General features: G+C 60.7%; 26 protein-coding genes. 5 read left to right on the forward strand and 21 right to left on the reverse strand.

The window, feature by feature from the left end; translation table 11 throughout:
* Nucleotides 1-12 precede the first annotated feature (12 nt).
* The 9 genes from HB376_RS15940 to HB376_RS15980 form a co-directional block, all read right to left on the reverse strand.
* Complete coding sequence (locus HB376_RS15940) at nt 13-258, reverse strand: hypothetical protein (RefSeq protein ID WP_213764635.1); 246 nt, start codon at nt 256-258, stop codon at nt 13-15.
* 65 nt (nt 259-323) lie between these two features.
* Nucleotides 324-554: a hypothetical protein gene (locus HB376_RS15945; RefSeq protein WP_158933979.1), complete on the reverse strand. Its 231-nt coding sequence runs from the start codon at nt 552-554 to the stop codon at nt 324-326.
* A gap of 88 nt (nt 555-642) precedes the next feature.
* Entirely contained in the window at nt 643-1,554 is a 912-nt protein-coding gene (locus HB376_RS15950) for a carbohydrate kinase (protein ID WP_213764803.1), read from the reverse strand.
* A gap of 12 nt (nt 1,555-1,566) precedes the next feature.
* Nucleotides 1,567-2,835, reverse strand: coding sequence for an AGE family epimerase/isomerase (locus HB376_RS15955; RefSeq protein ID WP_213764636.1), 1,269 nt, complete (start codon nt 2,833-2,835; stop codon nt 1,567-1,569).
* Nucleotides 2,832-3,857 (reverse strand): LacI family DNA-binding transcriptional regulator, encoded by a 1,026-nt coding sequence (locus HB376_RS15960; RefSeq protein ID WP_213764637.1) that lies wholly within the window; start codon nt 3,855-3,857, stop codon nt 2,832-2,834. The genes HB376_RS15955 and HB376_RS15960 overlap by 4 nt, the downstream gene beginning before the upstream one ends.
* Nucleotides 3,858-4,101: 244 nt before the next feature.
* The gene (locus HB376_RS15965; RefSeq protein WP_213764638.1) at nt 4,102-4,722 is read right to left on the reverse strand and encodes an SAM-dependent methyltransferase; all 621 of its coding nucleotides are present in this window, start codon (nt 4,720-4,722) and stop codon (nt 4,102-4,104) included.
* Entirely contained in the window at nt 4,719-5,495 is a 777-nt protein-coding gene (locus HB376_RS15970; protein WP_255631380.1) for a PIG-L family deacetylase, read from the reverse strand. Before HB376_RS15970 ends, HB376_RS15965 begins: the two co-directional genes overlap by 4 nt.
* Entirely contained in the window at nt 5,483-6,526 is a 1,044-nt protein-coding gene (locus tag HB376_RS15975) for an acyl-CoA dehydrogenase (RefSeq protein WP_255631381.1), read from the reverse strand. The genes HB376_RS15970 and HB376_RS15975 overlap by 13 nt, the downstream gene beginning before the upstream one ends.
* 371 nt (nt 6,527-6,897) lie before the next feature.
* Entirely contained in the window at nt 6,898-7,920 is a 1,023-nt protein-coding gene (locus tag HB376_RS15980; protein ID WP_213764640.1) for a bile acid:sodium symporter family protein, read from the reverse strand.
* Between the two features lie 525 nt (nt 7,921-8,445).
* Between HB376_RS15980 and HB376_RS15985 the strand changes: the two genes are divergently transcribed.
* Both HB376_RS15985 and HB376_RS15990 read left to right on the forward strand, forming a co-directional pair.
* Nucleotides 8,446-8,883, forward strand: coding sequence for a hypothetical protein (locus tag HB376_RS15985; RefSeq protein WP_213764641.1), 438 nt, complete (start codon nt 8,446-8,448; stop codon nt 8,881-8,883).
* A 734-nt stretch (nt 8,884-9,617) separates the two neighbouring features.
* Nucleotides 9,618-10,640 carry a porin gene (locus HB376_RS15990; RefSeq protein WP_255631384.1) on the forward strand — a complete coding sequence of 341 codons (1,023 nt, stop codon included), beginning with the start codon at nt 9,618-9,620 and terminating at the stop codon, nt 10,638-10,640.
* Nucleotides 10,641-10,782: 142 nt separating this feature from the next.
* Here HB376_RS15990 and HB376_RS15995 read toward each other — a convergent pair whose 3' ends face one another.
* The gene (locus HB376_RS15995; protein ID WP_213764643.1) at nt 10,783-11,748 is read right to left on the reverse strand and encodes a nitronate monooxygenase family protein; all 966 of its coding nucleotides are present in this window, start codon (nt 11,746-11,748) and stop codon (nt 10,783-10,785) included.
* A 298-nt stretch (nt 11,749-12,046) separates the two neighbouring features.
* Here HB376_RS15995 and HB376_RS16000 point away from each other — a divergent pair, with 298 nt between their 5' ends.
* Entirely contained in the window at nt 12,047-12,940 is an 894-nt protein-coding gene (locus tag HB376_RS16000; RefSeq protein WP_213764644.1) for an alpha/beta hydrolase, read from the forward strand.
* Nucleotides 12,941-13,151: 211 nt separating this feature from the next.
* On the opposite strand, the gene HB376_RS16005 is transcribed toward HB376_RS16000, so the two are convergent.
* From HB376_RS16005 to HB376_RS16025, 5 genes are read right to left on the reverse strand one after another with little or no spacing between them, the layout of a single operon-like run.
* Complete coding sequence (locus tag HB376_RS16005) at nt 13,152-14,069, reverse strand: MBL fold metallo-hydrolase (RefSeq protein WP_213764645.1); 918 nt, start codon at nt 14,067-14,069, stop codon at nt 13,152-13,154.
* On the reverse strand, nt 14,066-14,623 hold the full coding sequence (locus HB376_RS16010) for a DUF1289 domain-containing protein (RefSeq protein ID WP_255631385.1): 558 nt from the start codon (nt 14,621-14,623) through the stop codon (nt 14,066-14,068). The genes HB376_RS16005 and HB376_RS16010 overlap by 4 nt, the downstream gene beginning before the upstream one ends.
* A 41-nt stretch (nt 14,624-14,664) precedes the next feature.
* Nucleotides 14,665-15,165 carry a YbaK/EbsC family protein gene (locus HB376_RS16015; RefSeq protein ID WP_213764647.1) on the reverse strand — a complete coding sequence of 167 codons (501 nt, stop codon included), beginning with the start codon at nt 15,163-15,165 and terminating at the stop codon, nt 14,665-14,667.
* Nucleotides 15,166-15,202: 37 nt separating this feature from the next.
* A complete protein-coding gene (locus tag HB376_RS16020; protein ID WP_213764648.1) occupies nt 15,203-16,126 on the reverse strand; it encodes a hydroxymethylglutaryl-CoA lyase in 924 nt (307 codons plus the stop codon).
* A gap of 36 nt (nt 16,127-16,162) precedes the next feature.
* On the reverse strand, nt 16,163-17,104 hold the full coding sequence (locus HB376_RS16025) for a glyoxylate/hydroxypyruvate reductase A (RefSeq protein ID WP_213764649.1): 942 nt from the start codon (nt 17,102-17,104) through the stop codon (nt 16,163-16,165).
* Between the two features lie 261 nt (nt 17,105-17,365).
* Between HB376_RS16025 and HB376_RS16030 the strand changes: the two genes are divergently transcribed.
* Together HB376_RS16030 and HB376_RS16035 are read left to right on the forward strand one after the other, a co-directional pair.
* On the forward strand, nt 17,366-17,995 hold the full coding sequence (locus HB376_RS16030; protein WP_213764650.1) for an alpha/beta hydrolase: 630 nt from the start codon (nt 17,366-17,368) through the stop codon (nt 17,993-17,995).
* A gap of 84 nt (nt 17,996-18,079) precedes the next feature.
* Nucleotides 18,080-19,078, forward strand: coding sequence for a sulfate ABC transporter substrate-binding protein (locus HB376_RS16035; RefSeq protein WP_213764651.1), 999 nt, complete (start codon nt 18,080-18,082; stop codon nt 19,076-19,078).
* A gap of 66 nt (nt 19,079-19,144) precedes the next feature.
* On the opposite strand, the gene HB376_RS16040 is transcribed toward HB376_RS16035, so the two are convergent.
* The 6 genes from HB376_RS16040 to bioA form a co-directional block, all read right to left on the reverse strand.
* A complete protein-coding gene (locus HB376_RS16040) occupies nt 19,145-20,470 on the reverse strand; it encodes a type II toxin-antitoxin system HipA family toxin (protein WP_346730504.1) in 1,326 nt (441 codons plus the stop codon).
* Nucleotides 20,471-20,498: 28 nt separating this feature from the next.
* The gene (locus HB376_RS16045; protein ID WP_213764652.1) at nt 20,499-20,810 is read right to left on the reverse strand and encodes a helix-turn-helix domain-containing protein; all 312 of its coding nucleotides are present in this window, start codon (nt 20,808-20,810) and stop codon (nt 20,499-20,501) included.
* A 300-nt stretch (nt 20,811-21,110) separates the two neighbouring features.
* Nucleotides 21,111-22,172, reverse strand: a complete 1,062-nt coding sequence (bioB, locus tag HB376_RS16050; protein ID WP_213764653.1) for a biotin synthase BioB — start codon at nt 22,170-22,172, stop codon at nt 21,111-21,113.
* Nucleotides 22,173-22,207: 35 nt separating this feature from the next.
* The gene (bioD, locus tag HB376_RS16055; protein WP_213764654.1) at nt 22,208-22,933 is read right to left on the reverse strand and encodes a dethiobiotin synthase; all 726 of its coding nucleotides are present in this window, start codon (nt 22,931-22,933) and stop codon (nt 22,208-22,210) included.
* Nucleotides 22,930-24,135, reverse strand: coding sequence for an 8-amino-7-oxononanoate synthase (gene bioF / locus HB376_RS16060; RefSeq protein WP_213764806.1), 1,206 nt, complete (start codon nt 24,133-24,135; stop codon nt 22,930-22,932). Before bioF ends, bioD begins: the two co-directional genes overlap by 4 nt.
* 11 nt (nt 24,136-24,146) lie before the next feature.
* Nucleotides 24,147-25,535 (reverse strand): adenosylmethionine--8-amino-7-oxononanoate transaminase, encoded by a 1,389-nt coding sequence (bioA, locus tag HB376_RS16065; RefSeq protein ID WP_213764655.1) that lies wholly within the window; start codon nt 25,533-25,535, stop codon nt 24,147-24,149.
* Nucleotides 25,536-25,552 lie beyond the last annotated feature (17 nt).

Here is a 25,552-nt window from a genome sequence, read left to right on the forward strand (position 1 = left end):
TGGGCTCGGGCGTCAAGGGAAGGTCTTGGGCTTGGGAATGCCCGCACCGGCTTCAATGTCCGCGACGGCTTGGACGTGCGCGGCATCAATGGCGTCGGTGGGGGTCGACAAGCCGTTATCGCCGCCAACGGTTTTCCACGGCTGCACGGCTTTGTCGAGATGACGGATTTCGTATTCCGCGTCCCAGCGCGTCCCCTGTAGTTCGATAGGCCGAACGTGGATGGAGTAGACGCCGTAGAGGAAGAGTTGTTCAGGCATGGTGGTTCTCCCGTTCAAGCGAAGTGACGACAGCAGCGGCGAGCAATCTCCGCGCCGCCGTCATTTCACAACTCGAGTTCGCCGAGGATCCGGTGCGCGAGCGCGCGGGCTTCTTCCAGCGCCTCTTCTTCGGACAGGGAAGTGGCCGCGACGTCGTACTGTTTGGGCTCGGAATCCTCGCCGTCTTCGCCGTCGTCCCGCACCAGCGTGACAACGCCTCGAAACTCGCCGCCGTCTACGGCGTGCGCGCCGATGGTCGCGGTGTAGATGCCTTTCGTGTAGATCGTGTCTTCCATGATGCACCTCCGGCAAAGGTTGAAACGATGCTAGCACGCGTATTTATCTAGCGTGTGACCGTCTCTCATTGACCCGTAGGCGCACGTTTCAGGCCAGCAAATTTTCCACTTCTTCCAGCGATGGTGAGTGCGCCCCCGACATCCGGCACGCCGCCGCGCCCGCCGCGAGCGCAAAACGCAGATGATCGGGCCAGCCGCCGGCGCGGGTCATCAAGCTATAGAGCAAGCCGGCAATGGACGCATCGCCGGCGCCGACTGTATCCGCGACATCGACTTTTGGCGGGCGAGCCTGCCAGCTTTCGTCGCCGACGTGCAGCGTGGCTTCAGCCGATCCGCGCGTGACAAGCACCGTGGCTTGCGGGTTCATCGCACGAATCTCGGCGAGGGCGTCGGCTTCATCCGGCAGGGATGGGAAGAGTTTTTGCAGGTCTTCGTCGGAGACTTTGATCAGGTCGGCAAGCGCTGCCATCTTGCGCAAGGTTGGCTCGTAGCCATGCTCCATCAGGTTTCGATAATTCGGGTCGAAGCTGATCTTCACGCCATGCTCGCGCAATTGCGCGGCGAGACGGGCGAGCGTGCCGCCAAGCGGCTGGCGCACGAGGCTGATGCAGCCGAAGTGCGCCCATTTCACCGAGTCCATCCAGCCGGTCGGCAGAAGGGAGGGATCGAAGGCGAGATCTGCGCCGTTTTCACCCATGAAGTAATAGGTCGGCGGCTGCGTCTTGTGGACAATCGCCAGCAACGGCGGCCGCTCTACGCGCTGCATGAAGCGCATGTCGAGGCCGGCCGCGACGCTGGCGTCCCAGAGTTCATCGGAGAAATTGTCCGTGCCCAGCGAACCGGCACATGCCGTCGGCAAACCAAGATGCGCGACGGCGCGTGCGACATTCCAACCCGCGCCGCCCGGGCGCGACAGCCAGTCTGACGGCCCGGTGCGGATCAGGTCCGTCAGGATGTCGCCGGCCGAGACGAATTGGGGGAAAGTTGAATTGGAGGTCATCGTACTCACGGTTTAGCTCGTCTCTTTCGCTGTCTCGCGGTTTTGCCGGGGCGCGTCGGTTAGTGGTATCGCGTTCAGCACTTCGTAGCACGCGCCCATCGTGTGGTAATCGGTCTTGCCGGCGGGGCTCTTTTCGTCGCCGTATTTGCGGTTGTCGCAGGTCAGGATGCGGAACCACGCGCCATATTCGTGATCGACGAAATGTGCCCAGCTATAACGCCAGAGTTCGTCATAGCAATCCCAGAATCGCTCCAGGCCGGTGCGCTTGCCGAGCAACGCCGCGGTGGCGAAGGTCTCTGCCTGCACCCAGAAGTATTTGTCGTGGTCGCAGATGGTGTCGTCAGGGCCGAAGCCGTAATACAGGCCGCCGTGCTGGTCGTCCCACGCGCGATTGAAACCTGCGTCGAATAGTTCGATGGCGCGCGGTGCGAGCCATGGCAACGCGCGATGCCGCTCCAGGATCAGCAGCAGCTTCGCCCACTCGGTCTGATGGCCGGGCTGGAAACCCCATGGGCGGAAGATGTTGGAACTGTCGGATTCGTTGTAATGCCAGTCGATCGACCAGTCGGCGTTGAAGTGCTCCCAGACGAGGCCATTGCTCAACCGCGCCTGGCGCAAGGTGATGTTGCCGGCAATTTTCTCCGCACGATCCAGATACAGCACATGGCCGGTCGCCTCGTACGCGGCCAGCAACGCTTCGGTCGCATGCATGTTGGCGTTCTGCCCGCGATACGACGACAACTGCCAGTCGGGCGTGGCTTCATCGGCGTATAGACCGGCGCCCGCGTCCCAGAAATGCTTGTCCATCAGCTGGAAGGTTTCATCGATCAAGGGTTTGGCTTCGTCAATACCCGCCATTGCCGCGTGCGCGCACGCTAGCAAAACGAACGCGTGGCCGTAGCAATGCCGCGTGCCGTCGAGCGTGCGTTTCGTACCGTCGCGCCATTCGATTTCCCAGTCGTAGCCTTCATTCACTGAGTCCCAATGCGCGTTGCGCAGGAATGTGAATGCGTGACGGGCGTTGTCCTGATGCTGCTGGCCGCCGAAATGACGGAACGCCATCGCGTGGTTGAAGACGAAGCGCGTGCTGCTGACAAGGTGGCGCGTGGTGCGGTCGTAGACCGTGCCATCGTCTTTGAAAAAATGGAAAAAACCACCCGAGTCATCACGGGCGGTTCGCGCGTAGAACGCTAGCGTGTGGCGAACGTGATCGAGGAGGAAATCGCGGCTGCGAAAGTCCGGGTCAGCCGGACCCGCCACGTGCAAAGCGGTTGAGTTCATACCGGTGTGTGTGTCCGTGTTATGGCCGAGCTCGCGCGAGGGATGAGGCGCACGGGCACGAGCGTGTCGGTGGTGTTCGCGTCGTCGTGGCTCTGAGCGGTTTCCAGCAGCAATTCCACGCCGCGCCGCCCGAGCGCTTCCTTGTCGACCGTGACGGTGGTGAGCGGCGGCGTGCTTTGGGCTGCGGCGGGGATATCGTCGAAACCGACAAACGCGATGTCTTCCGGCACCCGCAAACCGTGCGCGAGACAGACGCGCATGGCAGCGAGGGCCGCTGCATCGTTATAGGCGAAAACGGCGTCAGGCAGCGGCGCGGATTGAGCACGAGCTTGCGCGATCAGGCGCTCCATGGCGTCGGCGGCAGCCACATCGGCGTCGATAGCCGGCTGCGTGGTGACTTCGAGCGTCGGGTTAAAGAGTAGTCCTGCTTCGAAATACGCCAGCCGATAACCCATTGCGCGCTGGGAGATGCTGTAGTGCGCCAGCGATCCGCCAATGAATGCAATCCGCTTGCGCCCGAGTGCGAACAGGTGCTGCATGGCAAGCGCGGCGCCGCGCGCGTTGTCGACGTTGACCGAGCGGAAACCCGGCGCGCGCAAATCGATCAGTACGACCGGCCGGTTCATGGAGCGCAGATGAGCCAGCAGCTCGGGCTCGATAAATCCCGCAACCGCGACGGCGTCCGGTGCGTGAAGCCGCATCTGCTGGGCGAGATCATGCGTTGGGCCGGCTGTCAGTACAGACGGCACCAGCCGTCGCTCGCGGCAGGCTTCTTCGAAACCGTGCAGCACGTGGGAAAAGAACGGGCTGACTGCGAAATTATTGTGCTGGCGATGAAGCAGGAACGTGACGCGCCGGATTCGGGTGCGAAGCTGGGCGGCGTCATAGCCAAGTTGTCGCGCCGCTTCCACCACGCGTTCGCGCGTAGTTTCCGACAAGCCCGGCTGGTTTTTAAGCGCTCGCGATACGGTGCCGATTGACACACTGGCTGCGCGCGCGACATCGCGAATGGTTGTGGCCATCGGGTTTCTCGTCTCCGCATTGCGTAGATTTGTTGTTTATCGGCGCTGAGGCGTTGTACGCACTTGACGTGTTTACTAACGACGTCAGTTTGCACAATTTCGGCGATTGTATAGTAAAACCGCGCGAAAACTTGCCTGAGGAACCTAGAGAAAACCCGCAATCTCTTTGTCAATAAGACTTTCAGTTAGCTTTATTGTTTAGTAAATGTGGTGGAAAATTCAACTTAATATGTGTTGGCGAGCGCTAGCGCGCCTCCCGTTGATGCACGGATCGCGCATTCGATGACCACACGTCGAGCACCATGTCATCGTCCCGATAGCAGGACAGAAGCGGTAGCGTGAGTTTTGCGCGAAGTTCTCGATGTACATGATCTCCTGAGTGCGGCCATCCCTTGATCGGCCGCCGCCAATGGCAGGCGATCAGCGTTCCCCCCTCGGCGAGCGAAACGGTCAGCTTAGCTATCAGCTCCGCCAGTTGCGCCTCATTCAGGTAATACGCCACCTCGCTGATTACGATCAGGTCGAACTCGCCATCCGGCCACTCGTTGGGCATGGCGCGCTGCTCGACCCGAACGTGCTGAAGATGCGCGACTCGCTGGCGGGCAAGTTCGACCGCTGCCGGATTCAAATCCGCTGCGAGCAGCATCTCGCATCGAGACGCCAGCTCAGCTGTCAGTTCGCCGTTCGCGCAACCGGGTTCATACGCACGACGGTAACGTTCGTCGGGGAGGGCGGCCAGCGTCAACGCGCGCTTGCGCCGCTCGTACCAGCGGTCACGAAGTAGCCAGGGGTCGTTGCTGCGTTGATAGAGACCGGCGAAATAGTCCTGCGCGTTCGGTTCCTGCGTGTTCCGGTCCGCCGTCATATCAGCACGACCTCATAGGGCCGGGTGAGACGTTCGAGCACATGCTCGGGCAGGATGGGTGCGCGACCCGTCGAGTTGTCGGCTTCGATCTGACTCCGAAACGCCTGGACCGCGTGAACCTTGCGGGCAAGCGTTGCCGCATCCAGCACGATGCGGCGCGCACGGCTCCAGGGCACGCGGGAATCCTCGGGTGTCGCCCAGTGCCACGTCCATACAGGGACTTCCACGAACGGCAGGTCAAGCGCACCCGCCACGGCGGTCACAACCCGGCCGACCGACTCGTGGTCGGGATGGCCATCGAAACGCCAGGTTCCAAACACAATGTCGCCTGGTTCGAGATGGACTTTCAACGCTTCCGCCAGTTCGGGCTCGAACGTTTCTCCACCGCCGTCCGCAAGGTGCAGCCGCACCAGCGCGACGTGCCTCATGCGCAGACGTTGTAGCGCGTCGCGCGTTTCTTGCGGACGGGCCGCGGCGAGCCTCGCTCTGGGCCATTCCGGCGAATCAGGATGGCTCGCAGTGCCGTCCGTCACGGCGATGATCAGCACCTTGCGACCCAGATCCGACAGTTGCGCCAGCAGGCCGCCCGTGCCCAGAACCTCGTCGTCTGGATGCGGCGCAACAATCACGGCGCGTGCACCGGGCGGCACGAGGATCGCCGGATCGACTTCGGGCAGGCTCGAAAGCAGCCCGGACTTTTGCCAGGTTGCTTCGGGCGTGCCATTCCCTCTGATAGCGCGGTCGTTTGCCGAGTGAGTTACTACAGGTTCCATGTGCCGCATTCCCCATTGATAAGTCGTTCAGCAAGCGCGGCTTCGTCACGTTCGGCATGACTCTGCCGGATAAAGACAGGTAGATCGGCCATCAGGCTGGCGAAGTGGCGGTTACGGCAGAGCGGTCCGGCGCCCAGCGCACGGCCGGCACGCTCGACGACATCAACCGCCGCCCGTTCCGCGGCCAGGCGGACTCGAAAGGCATCGGGCATGGCGTCCGCCTGCGGCTCGCGGTCGATCCGTGCGGCCGTCTCGCGCAGCAGGCTGGCCGTGCCGGAGAGAGCCGTGTCAATAGCGCCCAGATGGGCGAGTTTGTACGCGTCGGCGCGGCGCGCGGCATCCCGTTTGACGAATTCCCCGATTGCCGCAGCCGCCCCGAACCAGCATGCAGCGATCCCGCCGCCGCCGTGCCAGAAACCCGCGCGCTCCAGATAGGCGCGCGGCGCGCCGATGCAGTTGGCTTTAGCGTGATCGAAATGGACGTCCACGCTCGCGCTCGCCGACATGCCGACCGCCATCCAGCCATCACGCGTGATGCGCACGCCCGGCTGGCGGAGATCGACTGCGACGAGAATTGGCTCGTCCCGCTCGTTCCAGGCCGTGACGAGGGCATGGGTAATCGAGGCCGCTCCGGAGCACCAGGCCTTCGTACCGTGCAACGTGACGCTGGTTGGGTTGGACGCAGCTTTCGCGGCGAGGCGTGCCGCGGGCGGCTCTGCTGCCCAAACGCCCCACGTCTGACCGCTTTCCGGGACATGCCCCTCGCCTAGTTCAGCCATGATTGCGAGCGCGTCCGTATGGCCTTCGAACAGCTTGACCAGTGCGAGATCGCACGCCGCGACCGCCGCGAGTATTCGCCAGCGTTCGAGCGTCGCGCCATGACCGGGGAGTGGCAGGCGATCAAAGCCGGCATCGATCAGGGCGTGGAGCGCGCGAGCGGTATCAGTGTCCGAGCCGCGCTCGAACTGGAGTTCACGCAAAAACGGACCGAGAATGGATTCGCTCGCGGCCCCGCCAGTCATTGCTTGCATGGTGGTCATTCCCAACCGCTTGCGTGGATGAAGTCAGGCATGTCGTTGTCCGTTGCCTGGTGCCAGTAACAGCTTATGGACACAAGTGTGGCAAGGCACATGCCCGATCACCAGTCCGCCAGATGGCATAGGGGTTGTGAATAAACGGGTTGTGAAGAAAAGAAACGCGTTTGTTGCAAGTTCCCGCATCAAGTCATAGGTCTTCAGGCCGAATCGACAGAACCCCTGAATGAGCTCCAAATAGCAAAAAAGCCGCGCGGGGCGGCTTCATGCTTGGGTAAGTTGGGTCGGGAGAATCAGTGATGCAGCGTATTTTCACGCTATTGCCAGTCGCGGCATCGGCGCAGCGGTTACTAGCGGTCCTAATTGACCTAACGGACTTGCGCGCGGGCGCCTTCTCCTTCTGGCTGCGGCGCTTGCTCGCCGGAAGTGTCGCGGGCACCCCAGCGTTGCGCGAGTACAGCACACGTCATCAACTGGATCTGATGAAAAAGCATCAACGGCAGAACGACCGCGCCTACTGCATGGGAAGCGAAAATCACCTTCGCCATGGGGATCCCCGAGGCGAGGCTTTTCTTCGATCCGCAAAAAATGATCGTGATCTGATCTGCCCGGTTGAAGCCCAGCCGCTTGCTGGCAAACGCTGTGACCCCCAGCGCGAGTGCAAGCAGCACCACGTTCACTACGACAAGTCCGCCAAGCGTTTGCAGGGAAATGGTGTGCCAGATACCCTCGTTCACCGCTTCGCTGAAGGCGACGTACACAACCAGAAGGATCGAACCTTGATCAACGAAACGCAGGATGCTGCGATTCTTGTCGAGCCATTTGCTGATCACCGGCCGCAGCAGTTGCCCGGCAATAAACGGCACGAGCAGTTGCAGCACGATATTGCCGACCGTGTGCCATGCCGAACCGGCGTGGCCGCTGCCGTCGGTTACCACGATACCGACCAGCGCGGGCGTGATGAAGATGCCGAGCAGGCTCGACGCCGAGGCGGCACAAACTGCTGCCGGCACATTGCCCTTTGCAATGGATGTGAACGCAATAGACGACTGCACGGTGGACGGCAGCGTGCACAGGAACAGGATGCCCATATACAGCGCGGGCGTGACGAGCGGCGTGAGCACGGGTTTCAGCGCCAGGCCAAGCAAGGGAAACAGCGCGAAAGTGCTGAGCAGTACGACGATATGCAGACGCCAGTGCGTCATGCCCGACACGATCGCTTCACGGGAGAGCTTTGCACCGTGCAGGAAAAACAGCAGCCCGACAGCAATGTTGGTCAGCCAGTTGAAGCCGACCGCCGCCGCGCCACGGCAAGGGAGCAGGCTGGCAAGGATCACCGTGCCTACGAGTGCGAGAGTGAAGTTATCAGGGAGAAACTTGGGGCGGGTCATCAGGGATTCGCATGTTCATGAAAGTGCATGACGACTCTCGGCGATCACATTTTGTGCCTTCAAAAAAGGCGAACGGACGCGCGCGAAAACCGTCGCGATCGCTATTTTGAGCGCATACCGATTCAAGATGCAAATTCATTTAAGTGATCTATTAATTCAATAAACGCATGAGTCACCTATTTTGGGCATCCGGCGCGGGCATGGATAGAGATGCCATGGATCATTTGCGGACCACTGGGCAGCAACTGGAATCAAGCTGGATTTGATAAGACGGAAGTGCCGCAAGCCATCCCAAAATGAGCCGAAAAACAGTGAAGTAACATGGTGTTACAACCCTCAGGAAGACCTAACACTTTTTGGCTCGACTCCAGTCGCGCAGCACAATAAATTGAATGACAGACCGGTCGGCAGGCGCGTTACGAAACGCGGGCCTGATGCTCCGACAATTGACCGGTCGGCGATGCCTGGCGGTGTCCACTTCCCGCCAACACGCTCGAACAGACTCGGACAACTCGCAGTATCGACATGTTGCTCACCCGATTTGAACCTATCGCTTGCTTGATCCTCACCGCTGCCGCCGGTCTGGTTGCGGCGTCGACGCTGTGTGCGTCGCTGGCTTTCGCCGGCGGGAACAACGGCGGAATGTTCAGCCGCAACGCCGGTCAGGCTCAAGGGCAATGGAAGGCTGTGAATCCCGTGAACCGGCATGCAATGCGAGTGGACGACGTCGAGCGTGGTGCCCAGTCGTTCCGTTATCAACGCGTTGCGGCAGGTTCGGGCCTGACGCCGATCAGCGCGGAAGTGCGTGGTGGACCGCGTGCCGACCAGGCTGCGCAATTGCGCGCCGGCGGATCGATCCGCGCCGACATCGCACGTTATAACGAAGAGCGCAGCAGTCCGCGTCCGTCGGGCCGCCAAGTCGACGACCCGCGCTCGCCCGCGAACTCCACCTATCGGAACTAATGGCTGAAGTACCCGGCGCGCGGGCAGCCGAACGCCTAATCACCCGCATGAATCAAATCCGCACGGGGTATCAATAGACGAAATGTGCCTCTGCCGCCCCTCAAAGAATCCGCACCTCCAGAATCCGCACCTCCCTCGTAGTTCTCGCCGTGTTCTTCACCCATCAGTTCGAACAGTCGGTTCGACTTGCAGCCAGTAGCTTGGCGAGTGCAAAACAAAAAACAATTCCCCCGTCTATGGCAAGCGTCGCAATGACGTAATCCCGCCACAGTTTCATCGCCCGAAGCGCGTATCCATTCCTCTCAAATTTAGCCGCATTAACAATGCATGCGACTGGCGTTTCTGATCGCATTTTTATTGTTGCCGGAATCCAGATTGCCCGGGTGCACCGTGGCATATAGCATCGCGGGCTATCGTCTTGCAGGCCGGCTCCCCCTTCAAGTGTCCTTTTCGTATCGCGTTGCATCAGCCGATAAAAGTTCGGCGCGCGCAATGTATTCAAACCGCTATAGACAGCATAAGGAAAGTTATTTTTGTCCAGAAAAATGATCCGTAAAGATGGTTCCGCCCTAAGCCATCTGCATGCATAGCGGACATTTATAAGAACAGTCCGATAAAGCGAGGCAATGTCCCTCGCCGAATCCCGTTTTAACGTTAATACGACAGGAGAGTCCATGAAGCCACCCGTGAACCGCGTGCTTAAGGCCGCGGCCAAGGCTGCCGTTACTGCAGGCATGTTCGGCTTGCTTGCCGCCAATTCCGCTCAAGCGCAATCGAGTGTCCAGTTGTATGGACAGGTCGACGAATGGGTGGGAGCCACTAAATTCCCGGGCAGCCCTACGGCCTGGAACGTAGGTGGCGGGGGTATGTCGACGTCATACTGGGGTATGAAAGGCAGCGAAGATCTCGGTGGCGGTTATAAGGCGATCTTCACGTTGGAAAGCTTCTTTCGGGCGCAGAACGGTAATTACGGCCGCTTTCAGGGCGATACATTTTTCGCGCGCAATTCGTATGTCGGTATCGAGTCGCCGTACGGTACGGTCACCGCTGGCCGGCTGACCACGCAGCTTTTTGTATCGACCATTCTGTTTAACCCGTTTGTTGATTCGTATACGTTCTCACCGATGGTTTATCACGTGTTCCTCGGTCAGAGCACGTTTCCGACGTACACGACGGACCAGGGTGTTGTCGGCGATTCGGGTTGGGATAATTCCGTTCAGTACACCACACCTGATTTCAGCGGTTTGTCGGGTAGCGTGATGTACGGCGTCGGTAACCAGGCCGGACAAAACGGCGCGAAGAAATACAGCGCGCAATTCCTGTATTTCCACGGCCCGTTTGCGGCGACCGGCGTATATCAGTACGTGAATTTCAGCGCAACGCCGGGTGACCTGACGTCGTTCGTGGCCGGTTACAAGAGCCAGAGCGTGGGCCAGTTGGGCGCTTCGTACGACATGAAGTACGTCAAGTTCTTCGCGCAGTACATGTACACGCACAACGATATCGATCCAGGTTCGTTCCACGTGACCACGGGCCAGGGCGGCGTGACCATACCGGTTGGCGTGGGTTCGGTGATGGCGTCGTATGCGTATTCGCGCAGCAACGGCGGCCTCGACCAGACGCACAAGAGCTGGGCGGTCGGCTATGACTATCCGCTGTCGAAGCGCACCGACGTCTATGCTGCGTACCTGAACGACAAGTACACGAGCATGTCGAGCGGCGATACATACGGCGTCGGCATTCGCACGAAGTTCTGAGCGAAGGCCGCGAGCGTAACGCGCGGGCTCCCGGCAACGCAAAAACGCCGCCCTAAGCCAATAGGCTTAGGGCGGCGTTTTTGTTGTCCGGCGCGCAAGACGATTCAAAGAGGTCCGCGAACCAGCCGCTCACCGGACTGCTTTATCGCGAAATACCTAGCCGCGTTTTTGCATCGTCGTATTCGTGTTTGAGTCGCGACACGAGTTCCGCCACTGTCGGCACGTCGTCCATCAGGCCGACGCCTTGTCCCGCGCCCCAGATTTCTTTCCACGCTTTGGCTTTGACCGCCGAGTCGCCGAAATTCATCGCGGCTTTATCCGATGCCGGCAGCGCATCCGGATCGAGTCCGGCATTGAGAATGCTCTGACGAATGTAGTTGCCGTGCACGCCGGTGAACAGGTTCGTATAGATAATGTCGGCGGCTTTCGATCCCACGATCGCGCTCTTGTAGTCTTCCAGCGCATGCGCCTCGCGCGTGGCAATAAAGCGTGTGCCGATATACGCGAAATCCGCGCCCATGGCTTGCGCGGCGAGAATCGAGCCGCCGTTGGCAATGGCCCCGGACAACGCGATCGGGCCATCGAAAATACGCCGCACTTCGCCCACCAGCGCGAACGGCGACATCATGCCCGCGTGTCCGCCGGCGCCGGCTGCAACCAGGATCAGGCCATCGACGCCGGCTTCCAGCGCCTTCTCGGCGTGCCGCAGGTTGATCACGTCGTGCAATACGATGCCGCCGTAGCTGTGCACCGCGTCGATCATCTCCTTGACCGGTGCGCGCAGGCTCGTGATGAAGATCGGCACGCGATGTTCCACGCACACCCGCACGTCCGCCTCAAGCCGCGCGTTCGAGTGATGCACGATCTGGTTGACCGCGACCGGGCCGACCGGCGCGCCAGGATTCGCCGCCTTATGCGCCGCGATTCCTTCGCCGATTTGCGTGAGCCATTCGTCGAGCAGCTCGGCTGGCCGCGCGTTCAGCGCGGGAAACGAGCCGACAATACCCGCCTTGCATTGCGCAAGCACGAGCTCGGGATAACTGACGATGAACATCGGTGAAGCGATAACGGGTAGCGCGAGGTGTTGCAGAGCGGCGGGGAGTGCCATGACACGAGTCTCCTGATTGAATGTGAAAGCCCGCGATACGCGTGCGTCCATCTGGCGTGGGGTCACAATAACTGCACGGTAGCTGCGAACGGCGATTGCCGCCGGACTTGGGCGTTGCTTAAGCGCATGCACCGAAAAGCATGCGAACGACCGTTCGATTATAGGCGAATCCGTTGATGCGCGATCACCGGGGAGATTGGAAGAAGTCTTCAGCTTCTACGAAAGCGCCCGCCAGCAAGCAGTTTAGTATTGCCGAGGACGCCTACAATGCTTTTCCCGTCACGCGAATATTCACGCCATGCCGTTCGAAGACTACGAGCCGTTCACCTTCGATGCCGCGGGCGTCGACATCTTCGGCATGAAGGGCGGTAACGGGCCGCCGCTTCTCCTGCTTCACGGCCACCCGCAGACCCATGAGATCTGGCATCGGCTGGCTGGCGTTCTCGCGCAGCATTTCACCGTGATCGCGACCGATCTGCGCGGTTACGGCGCATCGGCGAAACCGCCCAGCGACGCGCAGCACACACCCTATTCGAAACGCGCGATGGCCGCCGATCAGGTCGCGGTCATGCGGCACTTTGGTTTCGAGCGCTTCATGGTCTGCGCGCATGACCGTGGCGCGCGGGTGGCGCATCGGATGGCGCTGGATTTTCCGCAGACTGTCGACCGCCTGATGCTGCTCGACATCGCGCCGACGCTCGCCATGTACGACGCCACCGATCGCGCTTTCGCCACCGCCTATTTTCACTGGTTTTTCCTGATCCAGCCTGAGCCGTTGCCGGAATTGCTGATCGGCGCGAATCCGGACGTGTATGTCGAGCGCGTGATGGGCAGCCGCCATGCCGGTCTTGCACCCTTCGCGCCGCACGCTTTGCAGGCATACCGCGACGCGTTGCGTCAGCCGGGCGCTGTGCATGCAATGTGCGAGGACTATCGGGCGTCGGCATCGATCGATCTTGAGCATGATCGCGCGGATATTGAATGCGGCAACAAACTCGCGTGTCCGCTGCGGGTGTTGTGGGGGCAGGAGGGCGTGATCGAACAATGCTTTGAGCCGTTGACCGAATGGCGTCGTGTCGCGCGCGATGTCAGCGGCCGGGCGTTGCCTTCCGGCCACTATATTCCGGAAGAAGTACCCGATGAACTGCTTGCGGAAATGCTCGCGTTTTTCGAGGCGACCGAGGCTGCATAAAGGGCGCGGCGTGTGCGCGTCATGGCACGTTTAGCCGGCTGTTATAAGTCTGTAGGGAAAGCACCGATGCGTCTCAAAAACAGGCGCGCTACGATGCATTCGGCGCTGATCACGTCAACAAAATTCCGCCGCTTGGGCCTGGCCGTTCGACGACAAATCGATAGCTGACAAGCGGCTTTCTTTTGGGCTGTCTGGTGTCATGCTTTCGCGTTCAGCCGATCTTCACTGTTTCGCCATCCACCTTCAGCACGCCGCTCGTTGCCAATTCGGCGAGATACTTGCGCACCAATCCCGGACGATCATCGGAGAGCAGGTTAGCGGCGGCGCGCATGGCCCCGGCTTGATCTACGAGCAGCAACAACTCGCTGACGGGCATCGAGCGCAACTCCATCAGCTTGAACACGATCAACACCTTCAGCGCATTCTTCGCATTGCGCACGGGATCCGCGCGCAGATAATCGATTCGCGAGAAAGCGATATCCAACGCCTTCGATACATCCGTGAACGGCGCGCCGTGGCCAGGAATCACCGCCCTCACGTCCAGTGTGGCGATCAGGTCGAGCACCGCGCGTTGTTCCGCGAAACCGCTTTCGCCTTCCAGTTCGGGAAAGATCACGCCGAAGCCGTTTTCCCACAGCGCGTCGGCGCTGATCAGCAGCCGTTCTTCAGCGCAATACAACATCAGCGAATGCGGATCGTGACCGGGCGCGCCGAGCACCGACCAGTCGAGGCCGCCAAGCCGGAGCGTCGCGCCCGGCGCAATCGTGCCGGTGAAACCGAAACGCTCGCAGGTCTGCCCGGTCGCGCGGAACGTGAGCCTGTCTTCATCCCATTCACGCACGGCGTCGGCCTCTGTTTGTGGAATGAGCGTCTCACAGACGAAGTTGGATTGCAGCAGCGCATTGCCGCCGCAATGGTCCGAATGCAGATGCGTGTTCACAATCAGGTCGAGCGTGCGTTCATTGCGTTCATCGCCAAGCGCTTGCCGCACGAGTGCCAGCGTCTGCGGCGCGTGAGTGGCGTAGCCGGTATCGACCAGCGCGGTGCGGGCGTTATCGATAAAGAACACGTTATTCGACGACAGCCAGCCGCGCTCAAACACCCGCATGGACGCCGGTAACGTGATCATGTGCCTGGCCCTTTCGGCATCACCACGATGGTCGCGCTTGCCTTGACCATGATCTCGCCGTGCTGATTCAGCGCCTGGCCTTCCAGCTTCACGAGATCGCCGTTCAAGCTCGGCTTCCAGTGCGCTTCGGTAACGTGCCAGCTCATCGCGAGCACGTCGTTCGCCTTGACCGCGCGCACGAGCTTGATGCCGAATTCAAGGCCGAGCGGCTGGGCGTAGATGGAAAAATGCGTCGCGATCATCGCCATCAAATGCGCCGTGGGTTGGGTGCCGGATGCGATCAGCGAACCGAAGCGGCTGGCTTCGGCATAGGCATCGTCGTGATGCAGCGGGTTGTGATCGTTGACCAGCGTGGCAAACGACTTGATGGAATCGGACGGCAACGCGAGCGTGGCCGTGAATTGCTCGCCTATGCGCACCACACGCGGCCCTTTTTTCCGTGCCTCCGCTAGCTTCAGGACCGCCGCCTTTTGCGTGTCATCGAAGGAAGACCAGCCCGCAATTTCATCGATCGTGCGAAAACAGCCGTCGCAGAGTCCTGTTGATGGATTCATCCTGCATACATCGATACACGGCGATGCAACGGCCTCAGTCATCACGCCGTCTCGCGCAATGCGACATCGGCGACCGGCGCGCCCGTCAGCGCGACCAGTTCCTGCGGCGTCAGGTTGAACACCGCGTGCGGATGACCGGCGGCGGCCCAGAGGCTGTCAAGCGCGAGCAGGTCTTCATCGATCAGCGTCAGCGGCGGCGTGGCATGGCCTATCGGGCACACGCCGCCAATTGCGTAGCCGGTTTTCTCGCGGACGAACCTGGCGTCGGCGCGGGCGAGTTCGCCGACCCGTTCGGCCACTTTCTTCTCGTCCACACGATTCACACCGCTCGCAATCACGAGCACTGGCGCATCGTCTTTCTTGCGGCGAAACAGAATCGATTTGGCGATTTGTGCGACGGAGCAGCCAAGGCCTGCCGCCGCTTCAGCCGATGTCTTGCCGGTTTCGGCGAGCATCACGACAGGACTGGCGTGTCCGCGTTCCTGCAGCAGGATCGCCACGCGGCGAGCGGATTCGGGCAGGGCGTCGAGTGTTTCGTTCATCGTGTTTTATCCAAAGTCCAAAGTAATGCGCCGGCCGTCAAACGCAGGCAGCCAGACCATCGCGTTTTTTCGCGAGCAACGCGCGTCCCACTCGCGACGCGCTCGGCTTGCCGATCGCCCGCGAAATGAAATCACCGATATCCACGAGCTGATCGAGATCGACGCCGGTTTCAATGCCCAGTCCGTTGAGCATGAAGATCACGTCCTCGGTCGCGACGTTGCCGGTCGCGCCTTTCGCATACGGACAACCGCCAAGTCCCGCCACGGAGGCGTGGAAAATCTCGATGCCTTCCTGCAATGACGCATAGATATTCGCGACCGCCTGACCGTAGGTATCGTGGAAATGGCCGGAGAGCCGTTCGCGTGGAAATACCTTCGATACCGCCGCCATCACCTCGCGCGTGCGGCCCGCGGTGCCCACGCCGATAGTGTCGGCAATGTCGATTTCATCACAGCCGAGCGCCTTCATGCGCTGCACGACATCGACCACGGCATCAATTGGCACGTCGCCCTGATACGGGCAACCCAGCGCGCACGAAATACTGGCGCGCAAACGCAGGCCCGCTTCTTTCGCCGCCTTCGCGACGGGTTCGAAGCGCGCGATGCTTTCCGCAATGCTGCAGTTGATGTTCTTCTGCGAGAACGCTTCGCTGGCCGCACCGAAGATGACGATCTCATCGGCCTTCGCGTCGAGCGCCGCTTCGAAGCCGCGCAGGTTCGGCGTGAGCGCCGAGTAAATCGTGCCCGGACGCCGCTCGATGCCCGCCATCACAGCCGCGGCGTCCGCCATTTGCGGCACCCATTTCGGGGAGACGAAGGACACCGATTCGACGTTCTGGAAACCCGCGTTTGCCAGCCGATTCACCAGTTCGATCTTGATGTCGGTCGCGACGAATTCCTTCTCGTTCTGCAGGCCGTCACGCGGTCCCACTTCGACGATTTTCACTTTGGCGGGTAGCATGCCTGTCTCCTTTGAATACCTATAAATCCTTGTAACTTAGTAACCGCGTTTCACATCGACTATGCCGGATATCGGCTCGCCGCGCGTGAGCGCCATGATCTTGTTCGCGATCTGCTCGATGCTTTCTTCGCGCAGCGTTTCGGCGGAGATGTGCGGCGTGATCGTCACGCGTGGCGTGCGCCAGAATGGATGATTGTCCGGCAACGGTTCGGTGTGGAATACATCGAGTGTCGCGGCGGCGATCTGACCGGTCTGCATGGCGTGCAGCAGATCGTCGTCTACAAGATGCCCGCCGCGCGCCAGGTTGACGAGATACGCGCCGGGTGCAAGCCGTTCGAACGTGTGCCTGTTCAGGATGCCTTCGGTATCCGGCGTATGCGGCAGCAGGTTGATGAGCACTCTTGTGCCGTCGAGGAAGCTCTCGAATTGCTCGTCGCCGGCGAAAGTCTTGACGCCTTCAATCTCCAGCTTGGTACGGCTGAAACCGCGCACGGGCATGCCGAACGCCGTCAGCGCCCGCGCGACCCGCGCGCCGAGAACGCCCATGCCCAGCACGCCGACGGTGAAGTCCTTCAGCGCATAGGGCGGCAGTTTTTGCCAGCGATGCTCGCGCTGGAGCGCATCGTATTCGTCCAGGCGGCGCAGGTAACGCAGCACCGCGTGGGCCGCATATTCGACCATCTGATGGCCCATGCCGCTGTCTTCCAGGCGCACGAGCAGCGCGTTGGGCGGTAGCGTGCCCGGTTGCTTGCGTTCGACCTCAAGGATCGCATCGACACCCGCGCCCAGATTGAACACCGCCTTCAGATCCGGCCGGTTCGCGAACAACTCGGGCGGTGCACGCCAGACGACCGCGTAATCAGCGGGGGCGTTGTCGCCGGGTTGCCACAGGCGGACATCGGCGCTGGGAAGCGCGCGGGAGAGATCGTCGAGCCAGAGCGGGGCCTCGGCGTGGTGTTCGTAGAGAATGATCTTCATCGAAGGTTCGTATTCACGGGGTAAGGGCGCGGATTGATCGTTGAATTGTGTCCGAAATTAAGCCTATTTTACGGTTTCGCCGTGGTTTCGCAGGGTTTTGCCGCGGTTTTGCCGATTAACACGCGTAGCGCGAGAAACCACGCCGCCGCATCGTCCGATTGCCGCCGATAACCAAATGACGAAAACTTGGTTCGCACGGACGCGCTCACGCAGCAGAATTGTTCCTCACCATGCTGGCTACGAGCCAGCAGCGAGGTTCACATGAGTTCATGCAGCACATCTCCCTGGCCGCCGCGGCTCGTGACCGTGCCCGGTCTGCACGGCAGCGAGGGCGCGCACTGGCAAACCTGGCTGGAACGGCAATTACCGAAGTCGCGACGCGTCGAGCAGGCCGACTGGGACGCGCCTCAACTCGATGCGTGGGCGCAATCCGTTGCGGATACGGTGACGAGCGTTCATGGTCCGGTGATTCTTGCCGCGCATAGTTTCGGTTGTCTCGCGGCCGCACACGCGATCGTACAAGGGCTGACCGGCGACGCCGTGGCCGGCGTGCTGTTTGTCGCGCCTGCCAGTCCGGACAAGTTCCGGTTCGCCGGGGCATTCGAGCCGCGCCGCCTTGGGGTGCCATCGGTGATGATTGCGAGCATGACCGATCCGTGGATGCCCTTCGACCAGGCGATGCGTCTCGCGAGCCAGTTTGGCAGCGCGTTCGTGAATCTCGGCGATTCCGGGCACATCAACACGGCAGCGGGGTTCGGCCCGTGGCCGCGCGCGAAATATTTCGTCGATACCTTGATTCATTGCGCGGCCCCGGCGCATTTCGCGGCGCAACCCGATGTGTCGGACCACTTCGACGACTTCGAGCACATCGAACAGGCGGCTTATGGATGAGGTGTCCGATGCATTAAAGCCCCGGCTTTTCGATAGAATCGCCGCTTTGCAGCGGTTTTCACTATTCGAACAATCGGGGGATGTATGGCGGGTTTGAAGCACTGGGCAGCAATCGCGGCGTTGGGTCTTACTACGTTGGCACACGCGGATACGGCGTTGCTCAACGTCTCTTACGACGTCACGCGCGAGTTATACAAGGACATCGATACCGCGTTTATTGCCGACTATAAACAGAAGACCGGCGAGACGCTTTCCGTGCGCCAGTCGCATGGGGCGTCGAGTGCGCAGGCTTTGTCGGTGATGCAGGGTCTGCAGGCCGACGTGGTGACGATGAACCAACCGAACGACATCGATTTGCTGGTCGAGCGCGGCGGCCTTGTACCGGCTAACTGGCGCACGCTTCTGCCGAATAACGCGGTACCGTACACCACCACCATGGTGTTTCTGGTGCGCCATGGCAATCCGAAAAACATCAAGGACTGGAGCGATCTCGCGCGTCCCGGCGTGCAGGTCGTGATCGCGAATCCGAAGACGTCGGGCAACGGGCGTTATGCGTATCTGGCGGCGTGGGGTTACAAGAAGCAGCAAGGCGCAACCGATGAACAGGCTCAAGCCTTCGAGAAAGCCATCTTCAAGAACGTGCCGGTGCTGGATACGGGCGGTCGAGGTGCTACGACAACATTCACGCAACGCGGTATTGGCGACGTGCTGGTGACGTTTGAAAACGAAGTCGCGTTGATGGATACGGGGGCGGGCGGAAAGGATTTCGACGCTGTGTATCCGTCGGTGAGTTTGTTAGCCGAGCCGCCGGTCGCGGTGGTTGCGAAGGTTGTCGACAAGCGTGGGACGCGCAAGGAAGCGCAGGCGTACCTGGACTATTTGTGGACCCCGGCGGCGCAGGAAATCATCGCGCAGCATCATCTGCGGCCGCGTAACGCCGAGGTGCTGGCGAGGCACGCAAGCGAATTCAAACCGATCAAGACGTTCACGGTGGAGCAGGTTTTCGGCAACTGGCAGAAAGCGCAGCAAACCCATTTCTCCGATGGCGGCACGTTCGATCAGGTGATTGTCGATAAGAATTGAGGGGGGCGATACCAACGAGGTACTGCCCGCTTGACGCGAGCGCTCGCGAAAGATTTCGCGACGCCGCTACAGCAGTAGCAAATGTTGGCGCCCAATGTCCTTCATTTGTTTATCCGCTATGCCGGCTCGCTCTGCGAAAGTCGGCCAGGAAGTAATAGCCAGGCGCACCTCCTTGATGACGTTTCGCGCAGTGCCGACCCCGAAACGCTCCGCCTCGGCAAGCAGGTCATCTTCAGTAAAGCCCTTGAACTTGCCGTTCACCGACATGAGGTGCTGGTTTGTCCATTCGCCGTTCGGGTTATGCGCGAAGGTCACGTCGTAGGCAGGAGTCAGTTCCCACGGTGCGCCTTGTCGCAGCCGGAACGAGAAGTTTTTCGTATGGTCATCGCAGTTGCGGCCCATCACGTTGAACACCATGCGACGGAACGCTTCCTCCATCTCGGCATAGGGCAAATCCAGCTGGCGCATGGTAGTGAAGAGTTGCGAGTACGCGTTGGTGCCCTTCTTCTTGTAGTCGACGTGATCGAGCGCGCACAACGTCTGCATGTGGTGCCGGGTGTTGGTTCCTTCCCGGTCAAAGCGCCGTGTCATGAAATGCGCCCGGCCGCTTTCTTCAAGCAGCCGGCATTCGGACATGGTCATGTTCGCTGCACGCGCCATCAGATGATAGGCGTACTCAATGCGTCCATATCCCTGTGGTGTACCCAGTTCACTGTCCTCTCCCATGCCGTCGAACTTGAGGAGCCAGTGCTGAAAACCTTCCGGTGCCTCTAGCTGCCCCGAGCGAATCTCGTTGGTAAGCGGGTTCCAGGCAATTACGGCTTTTGCGCGTGCGCCACCGGCAGAGGTACCGACGTCGATAATGCTTCGAAGCGCGGCACTCGTGTGGTCATCGTCGTCGATTGTCCCGGTGACGGCTTTGCGGGCCTCATTGACGAGGTGACTGAGCTGGATGGATGTCGGCTTGTGCCGGGCCGGACCGCGTGCCGGTCTGAAGGTGAGTGCGCCCATTGCGCGGTTGCTCATGTACGCCAGGCGGTCAATCGATGTCACGCTTGATGCAGGAATACCATGATCTGCCATGTAGCGGTTGATCAACGCATTACCGAAGTCGTCAGGCAAGGCGTCGCTCAGGAGGGCGGGAAGTCGCTTATAGGTTGCGTCTGGAAGGTCGGCGAAAAGGTACGGTTCAAGGCTCAGCGGCATGTGCAGCGGGGATGGCTCGACGCCCCGGTCTACAAACTCCGGCGCGTAGGCAAACACGTAGTAGCCGTAGGCGGGATCGAGGGCGACGGCGCCCATCAACTGGTCCCATAAGTACACTTCTACGCGATCAACATGCTTGTACGGAGCAGCCTTCTTTTTCGCTGGTTGATTCTTTCCCGTACTCACTGTGTTGCTCCTGCTGGTCGAATTCGAATTACTTCGGGGGTTTGGCGGCACGCTTGCGCGCGCGTTGACGCGGAGCAGCGCTGCGCACCATGGTCATGGGATTGACTGTCGCAATTGGCGCGATGGTCGTGAGCCAATCGTCCCGGTCGAGAGCCCTAAGCACCGATACCAAGGATTTAAGCGAGGAGCCGCCGCCGTTCTCGAGACTTCTGAGGGAACGCGTGCTGATGCCCGCTCGATCGGCCAAAGTCTGTTGGTCGATGTTTCGGCTCAGCCTGAGTTTTTTCAGGCTTTCACCGATCTGGGCTTCGAGTTCCGATGGCGTGCGGCTTGTCTTCACGACGGTGTTTGCATTTGTAGGCAAGATTACGCCTCTTAAACGGAAATATAGGATTAAGAGGCAATTTATTACCAATTATAGTAGATGTATCTTAAAAAACGGTAAATTTAAGGGGCAATTTATTGCCCCTTAAATTCGTTTGAGGCACTTAACGGGAACCTTCTTGCCTTTTACAGCGGGTAGTTACAGCGCGAGCAAAAGAAATCCCCCGGGATCTGACGATAGCGGGGGATTCTGGACATCAACCGGGTGTTGCCTGACCCTTCACGGCTTGGATCAGTGAATCAAGCCGCTTGTCGATCACTGCACCTGCGCGTGCCCGCACTTCACATCGCAAGTCTCGGCCGCTTGCATCTGCTGCGACGCTTCCGCGCGCATCCCCAAACGCTCCAGCAATTTCCGGTCGGCTTCAGCCTGCGGGTTGCTCGTCGTCAGCAACTGGTCGCCGTAGAAAATCGAGTTCGCGCCGGCCAGGAAACATAGCGCCTGCAACGCTTCATCCATCTGCTCGCGTCCCGCCGATAACCGCACCATTGCCTTGGGCATCGTGATGCGCGCAACCGCGATCGTGCGTACGAATTCAAACGGATCCAGCGGTGCGGTCCCCGTCAGCGGCGTGCCCTCCACCTGAACCAGATTGTTGATAGGCACTGATTCCGGATACGGCTCCATGTTTGCCAGTTGCGTGATAAGCCCGGCCCGTTCACGCCGCGTTTCGCCCATGCCGACAATCCCGCCGCAACACACGTTGATCCCGGCATCGCGGACATGCTCGAGCGTATCCAGACGATCCTGATACGTCCGCGTCGAGATGATCTGGCCGTAGAACTCTGGCGATGTATCGAGGTTATGGTTGTAGTAATCCAGCCCGGCATCGCGCAGACGTGTCGCCTGATGCGCTTCCAGCATGCCGAGCGTCACGCAGGTTTCCAGGCCCATGGCCTTCACACCGCGAATCATGTCGGCGATCGGCTCCAGATGCTGGTCCTTCGGATTGCGCCACGCCGCGCCCATGCAAAAACGCGTCGCGCCGTTCGCCTTGGCGATTTCGGCGGCCTTCAAGACTTCATCGACGGCCATCAGCTTATCGGCCTTCAACCCCGTGTCGTGATGCGACGACTGCGGGCAATACGCGCAATCTTCCGGGCAACCGCCCGTCTTGATCGACAGCAGCGTGGAGAGCTGAACCGTGTTTGCATCGAAGTGTTCGCGATGCACATCCTGCGCACGAAACAGCAGGTCGTTGAACGGCAGGTCGTACAGCGCGACGATATCCGCCACGCGCCAGCGAGCCTGCGTCTGCGGTGCGGAGGATTGAGCGGCGGGTTGAGCGGCTTTATCGGTGGATTGCACTTGCGTCATGTGAGGATCCTTTTCGTTTTGCAGATAACGATGAATTACTGGCCCGGGCCGGCTGAACGAAGCGTGTCCAGCAGCAGGGAGGTATCTAGATAAGCCATAGCCGCGCGAGCATCCGGCGGCGTAAGGCGGGGAATTGTGCCGAGCAGCGGCGCGTTGTATTGACTGTCCAGCCGCAACCGGATTGCTTCGATGTTTTCAGCAGGAAACAGCATGGCGGGATCGATCTGGTTAGCTACCCAGCCCACCAGATGCAGCCCTCGCGCCGCAATAGCCTCGGCGCTCAGCAACGCGTGGCTGATGCATCCAAGCCGCATGCCGACCACGAGCACGACTGGCAGGTTCAACGCGAAGGCGAGGTCGGCGGTATCGTGGACATCGGTGAGCGGTACGCGGAATCCGCCCACGCCTTCCACCACGACCACGTCCGCTTGCTGCACGGCGAACTGGTGCGCCTCCACGATCCGCGCAATATCCAGCGACACGTTCTCGCGCGCCGCCGCGATATGCGGCGCGGCGGCTTCCTTCAGCAAAAACGGCGTGCGTATCGATGGTGGCAGCGCAACGTTCGCGGCGGCATCGAGTTGGTCGGCGTCTTCGTTGTGCCACTCGCCGTCGCGTTCGAACGCGCCCGCCGCGATGGGTTTCATCGCGGCTGCGCGCAGTCCGAGTGCGGCGAAGCCAAGCAGCAACGCAGCCGATACCAGCGTCTTGCCGATCTCTGTATCGGTGCCGGTGACGAAGAGCGAAAGTGGCGCGGTCATGATCGATTGCTCAAGGTTTGCAGTGCATCGTCGAGCTTCGCGAGGTCGTCGTGACTATGCGCTGCCGAAAGCGAAATGCGCAGGCGCGATGTCCCCGCCGGAACGGTCGGCGGCCGGATCGCGGGCACCCACATGTGGTATTCATCGAGGGCGGCGGCGAGCTTCAGCGTCTCTTCATTGCCGCCGATAATCAACGGTTGAACTGCCGTATGCGAATCCACGGGCGACCATCGCGTGCGCTGCAAAATGGCGCGCGTACTGTCGATCAGCGTAGCCAGATGCGCGCGCCGCTCATCGCCTTCCTGTCCACCGATAATCTTCAAACTGGCCGATACCGCATGCGCCACGGCCGGCCCCGATGCTGTCGTAAAGATGTACGGCCGCGCGCGCTGCACGAACCACTCGATCACCGTCTCATGCGCGATCACGAACGCGCCGGACACGCCCGCTGCCTTGCCCAACGTGCCGACGTACACGAGATGCGGCGAGCGCAACGCGGCCTCAGCCAGCGCACCGCGGCCTTGCGGACCGAGCACGCCGAAGCCGTGTGCATCGTCTACCACCAGCCACGCGCCGTGACGCTCCGCCAGCTCGAGCAGCCGTGCGAGCGGGGCGATATCGCCGTCCATGCTGAAAACGGAATCCGTAACGATGATCTTCGTGCCGCCCTCATTCGCCGATGCTTCGAGCAGGGCGCCGAGCGCTTCTGCGTCGGCATGAGGATAGATGCGAATTTGCGCACGGGACAAACGCGCGCCATCGATCAGTGATGCATGGTTCAACGCGTCGCAGAACATCAGCGTGTCGCGACCGCCTGACTTACTCACAGCGCCGAGCGTAGTCAGCGTCGCGAGATTCGCCATGTAGCCTGTGCTGAAATACAGCGCGCGCGCCTGGTCGACGAAACCACCGGAGAACGCCGCGAGGTCATCTTCAAGCTGCGCATGCGCGCGCGAATGGCCGCCAAGCAAATGCGATCCGCCGCTGCCCGCGCCATATTTTTGCGCGCCTTCGGCAAGTGCTTCGCGCAAGGTTTCATGAGCCGCGAGGCCGAGATAATCGTTACTCGCAAAGCCAATGATCTCGCGTCCGTCCACCGTCATGTGAGCGGCGCAGGCGCTGTCGGCGATGCGTCGGCGACGACGCAAGCCGTTGCGCTCGATATCGGCGAGGCCTTGTTTCAGGGTGTCGAAAAGAGCGATTGATGTAGTGCTCATGCAGCCTCCGATAACGTGGCGTCGAAGACAGTGCGCGTGCGTTCGGCGAGCAGCGCGAGTTCGTCATCGCTGAGGATGTACGGCGGCATCAGATAGACGGTCTTGCCTATCGGTCGCAACAATAGCTCGTGTTTCAAGGCATTTTCGAAGAAACGTCGCGAGAATGAGCGCGCTTGAGTGGGGTCTTCAATAATGGCATCGAACGCGAAGATCGTGCCGCGTTCCCGCAGATTCCTGACATGCGGATGGCCTTGAAGCGGGCTCAGCGCTGCGCGCAACACGGACGATTTACGGCGGTTCTCTTCAAGCACATTCGCGCTGTCGAACAGGTCGAGCGCCGCCAAAGCGGCGCGACAGGCGAGCGGGTTGCCCGTGTACGAATGCGAGTGCAGGAAACCGCGTGTCATGTCGTCATCGTAGAACGCGGCATAGATTTCATCGCGTGTCAGCACGATGGACAACGGCAAATACCCGCCGCTGATTCCCTTCGATAAACACAAGAAATCCGGCCAGATCGCAGCCTGTTCGCACGCGAAGAACGTGCCGCTGCGACCACAGCCGACAGCAATTTCATCGGCGATGAGATGCACGCCGTAGTCGTCGCACAATGCACGCAAGCCCTTCAAATACGAAGGATCGTGCATTGCCATGCCGGCCGCGCATTGAACAAGTGGTTCCACGATCACGGCTGCAAGCTGCGAGGCTTTGGCCTCGAACAGCGTTTTCATATCGGCGAGTGCGCGTTGGGCGACATCGCGTGCCGTCTCGCCTTCGCGGGCCTGGCGAGCATCCGGCGATGTCGCCACGTGCGCGTGGCGAATCAGCGGATCGTAGGCGTCCTTGAACAACGCGACGTCGGTTACGCCGAGCGCGCCGATGGTCTCGCCGTGATAGCTGTTCGCGAGGCACACGAATTCGCGCCTCTCCGTGCGGCCGCTGTTGCGCCAGAAGTGGAAGCTCATCTTCAACGCGATTTCGACTGCCGATGCGCCGTCAGACGCGAAGAACGCATGGCCCAGCGTGCGCTGCGTCAGCGTGTGCAGACGCTCGGCGAGCAGGACGGCGGGTTCGTGCGTGCAACCGGCGAGCATCGCGTGTTCGAGCGTGTCGAGCTGGTCCTTCAGCGCGGCATTGATGTGAGGATTCGCGTGGCCGAAGAGGTTGACCCACCACGAGCTGATGGCATCGAGATAGCGATGGCCGTCGTGGTCGTAGAGCCACGCGCCCTTGCCGCGAGCGATGGGCACGAGCGGCGTGCGCTCGTGATGTTTCATTTGCGTACACGGATGCCATACGGCGCGTAGCGAGCGTGCAACCCAGTCATCGGGTGCAGGCTTTGGCTGGTTATTCAGGTTCAAAACGACTCCAGGGGAGCGGCCAATCATGCGCGTGGGCGAACTCT

Source organism: Caballeronia sp. dw_19 (assembly GCF_018449515.1).
Taxonomy (GTDB): domain Bacteria; phylum Pseudomonadota; class Gammaproteobacteria; order Burkholderiales; family Burkholderiaceae; genus Caballeronia.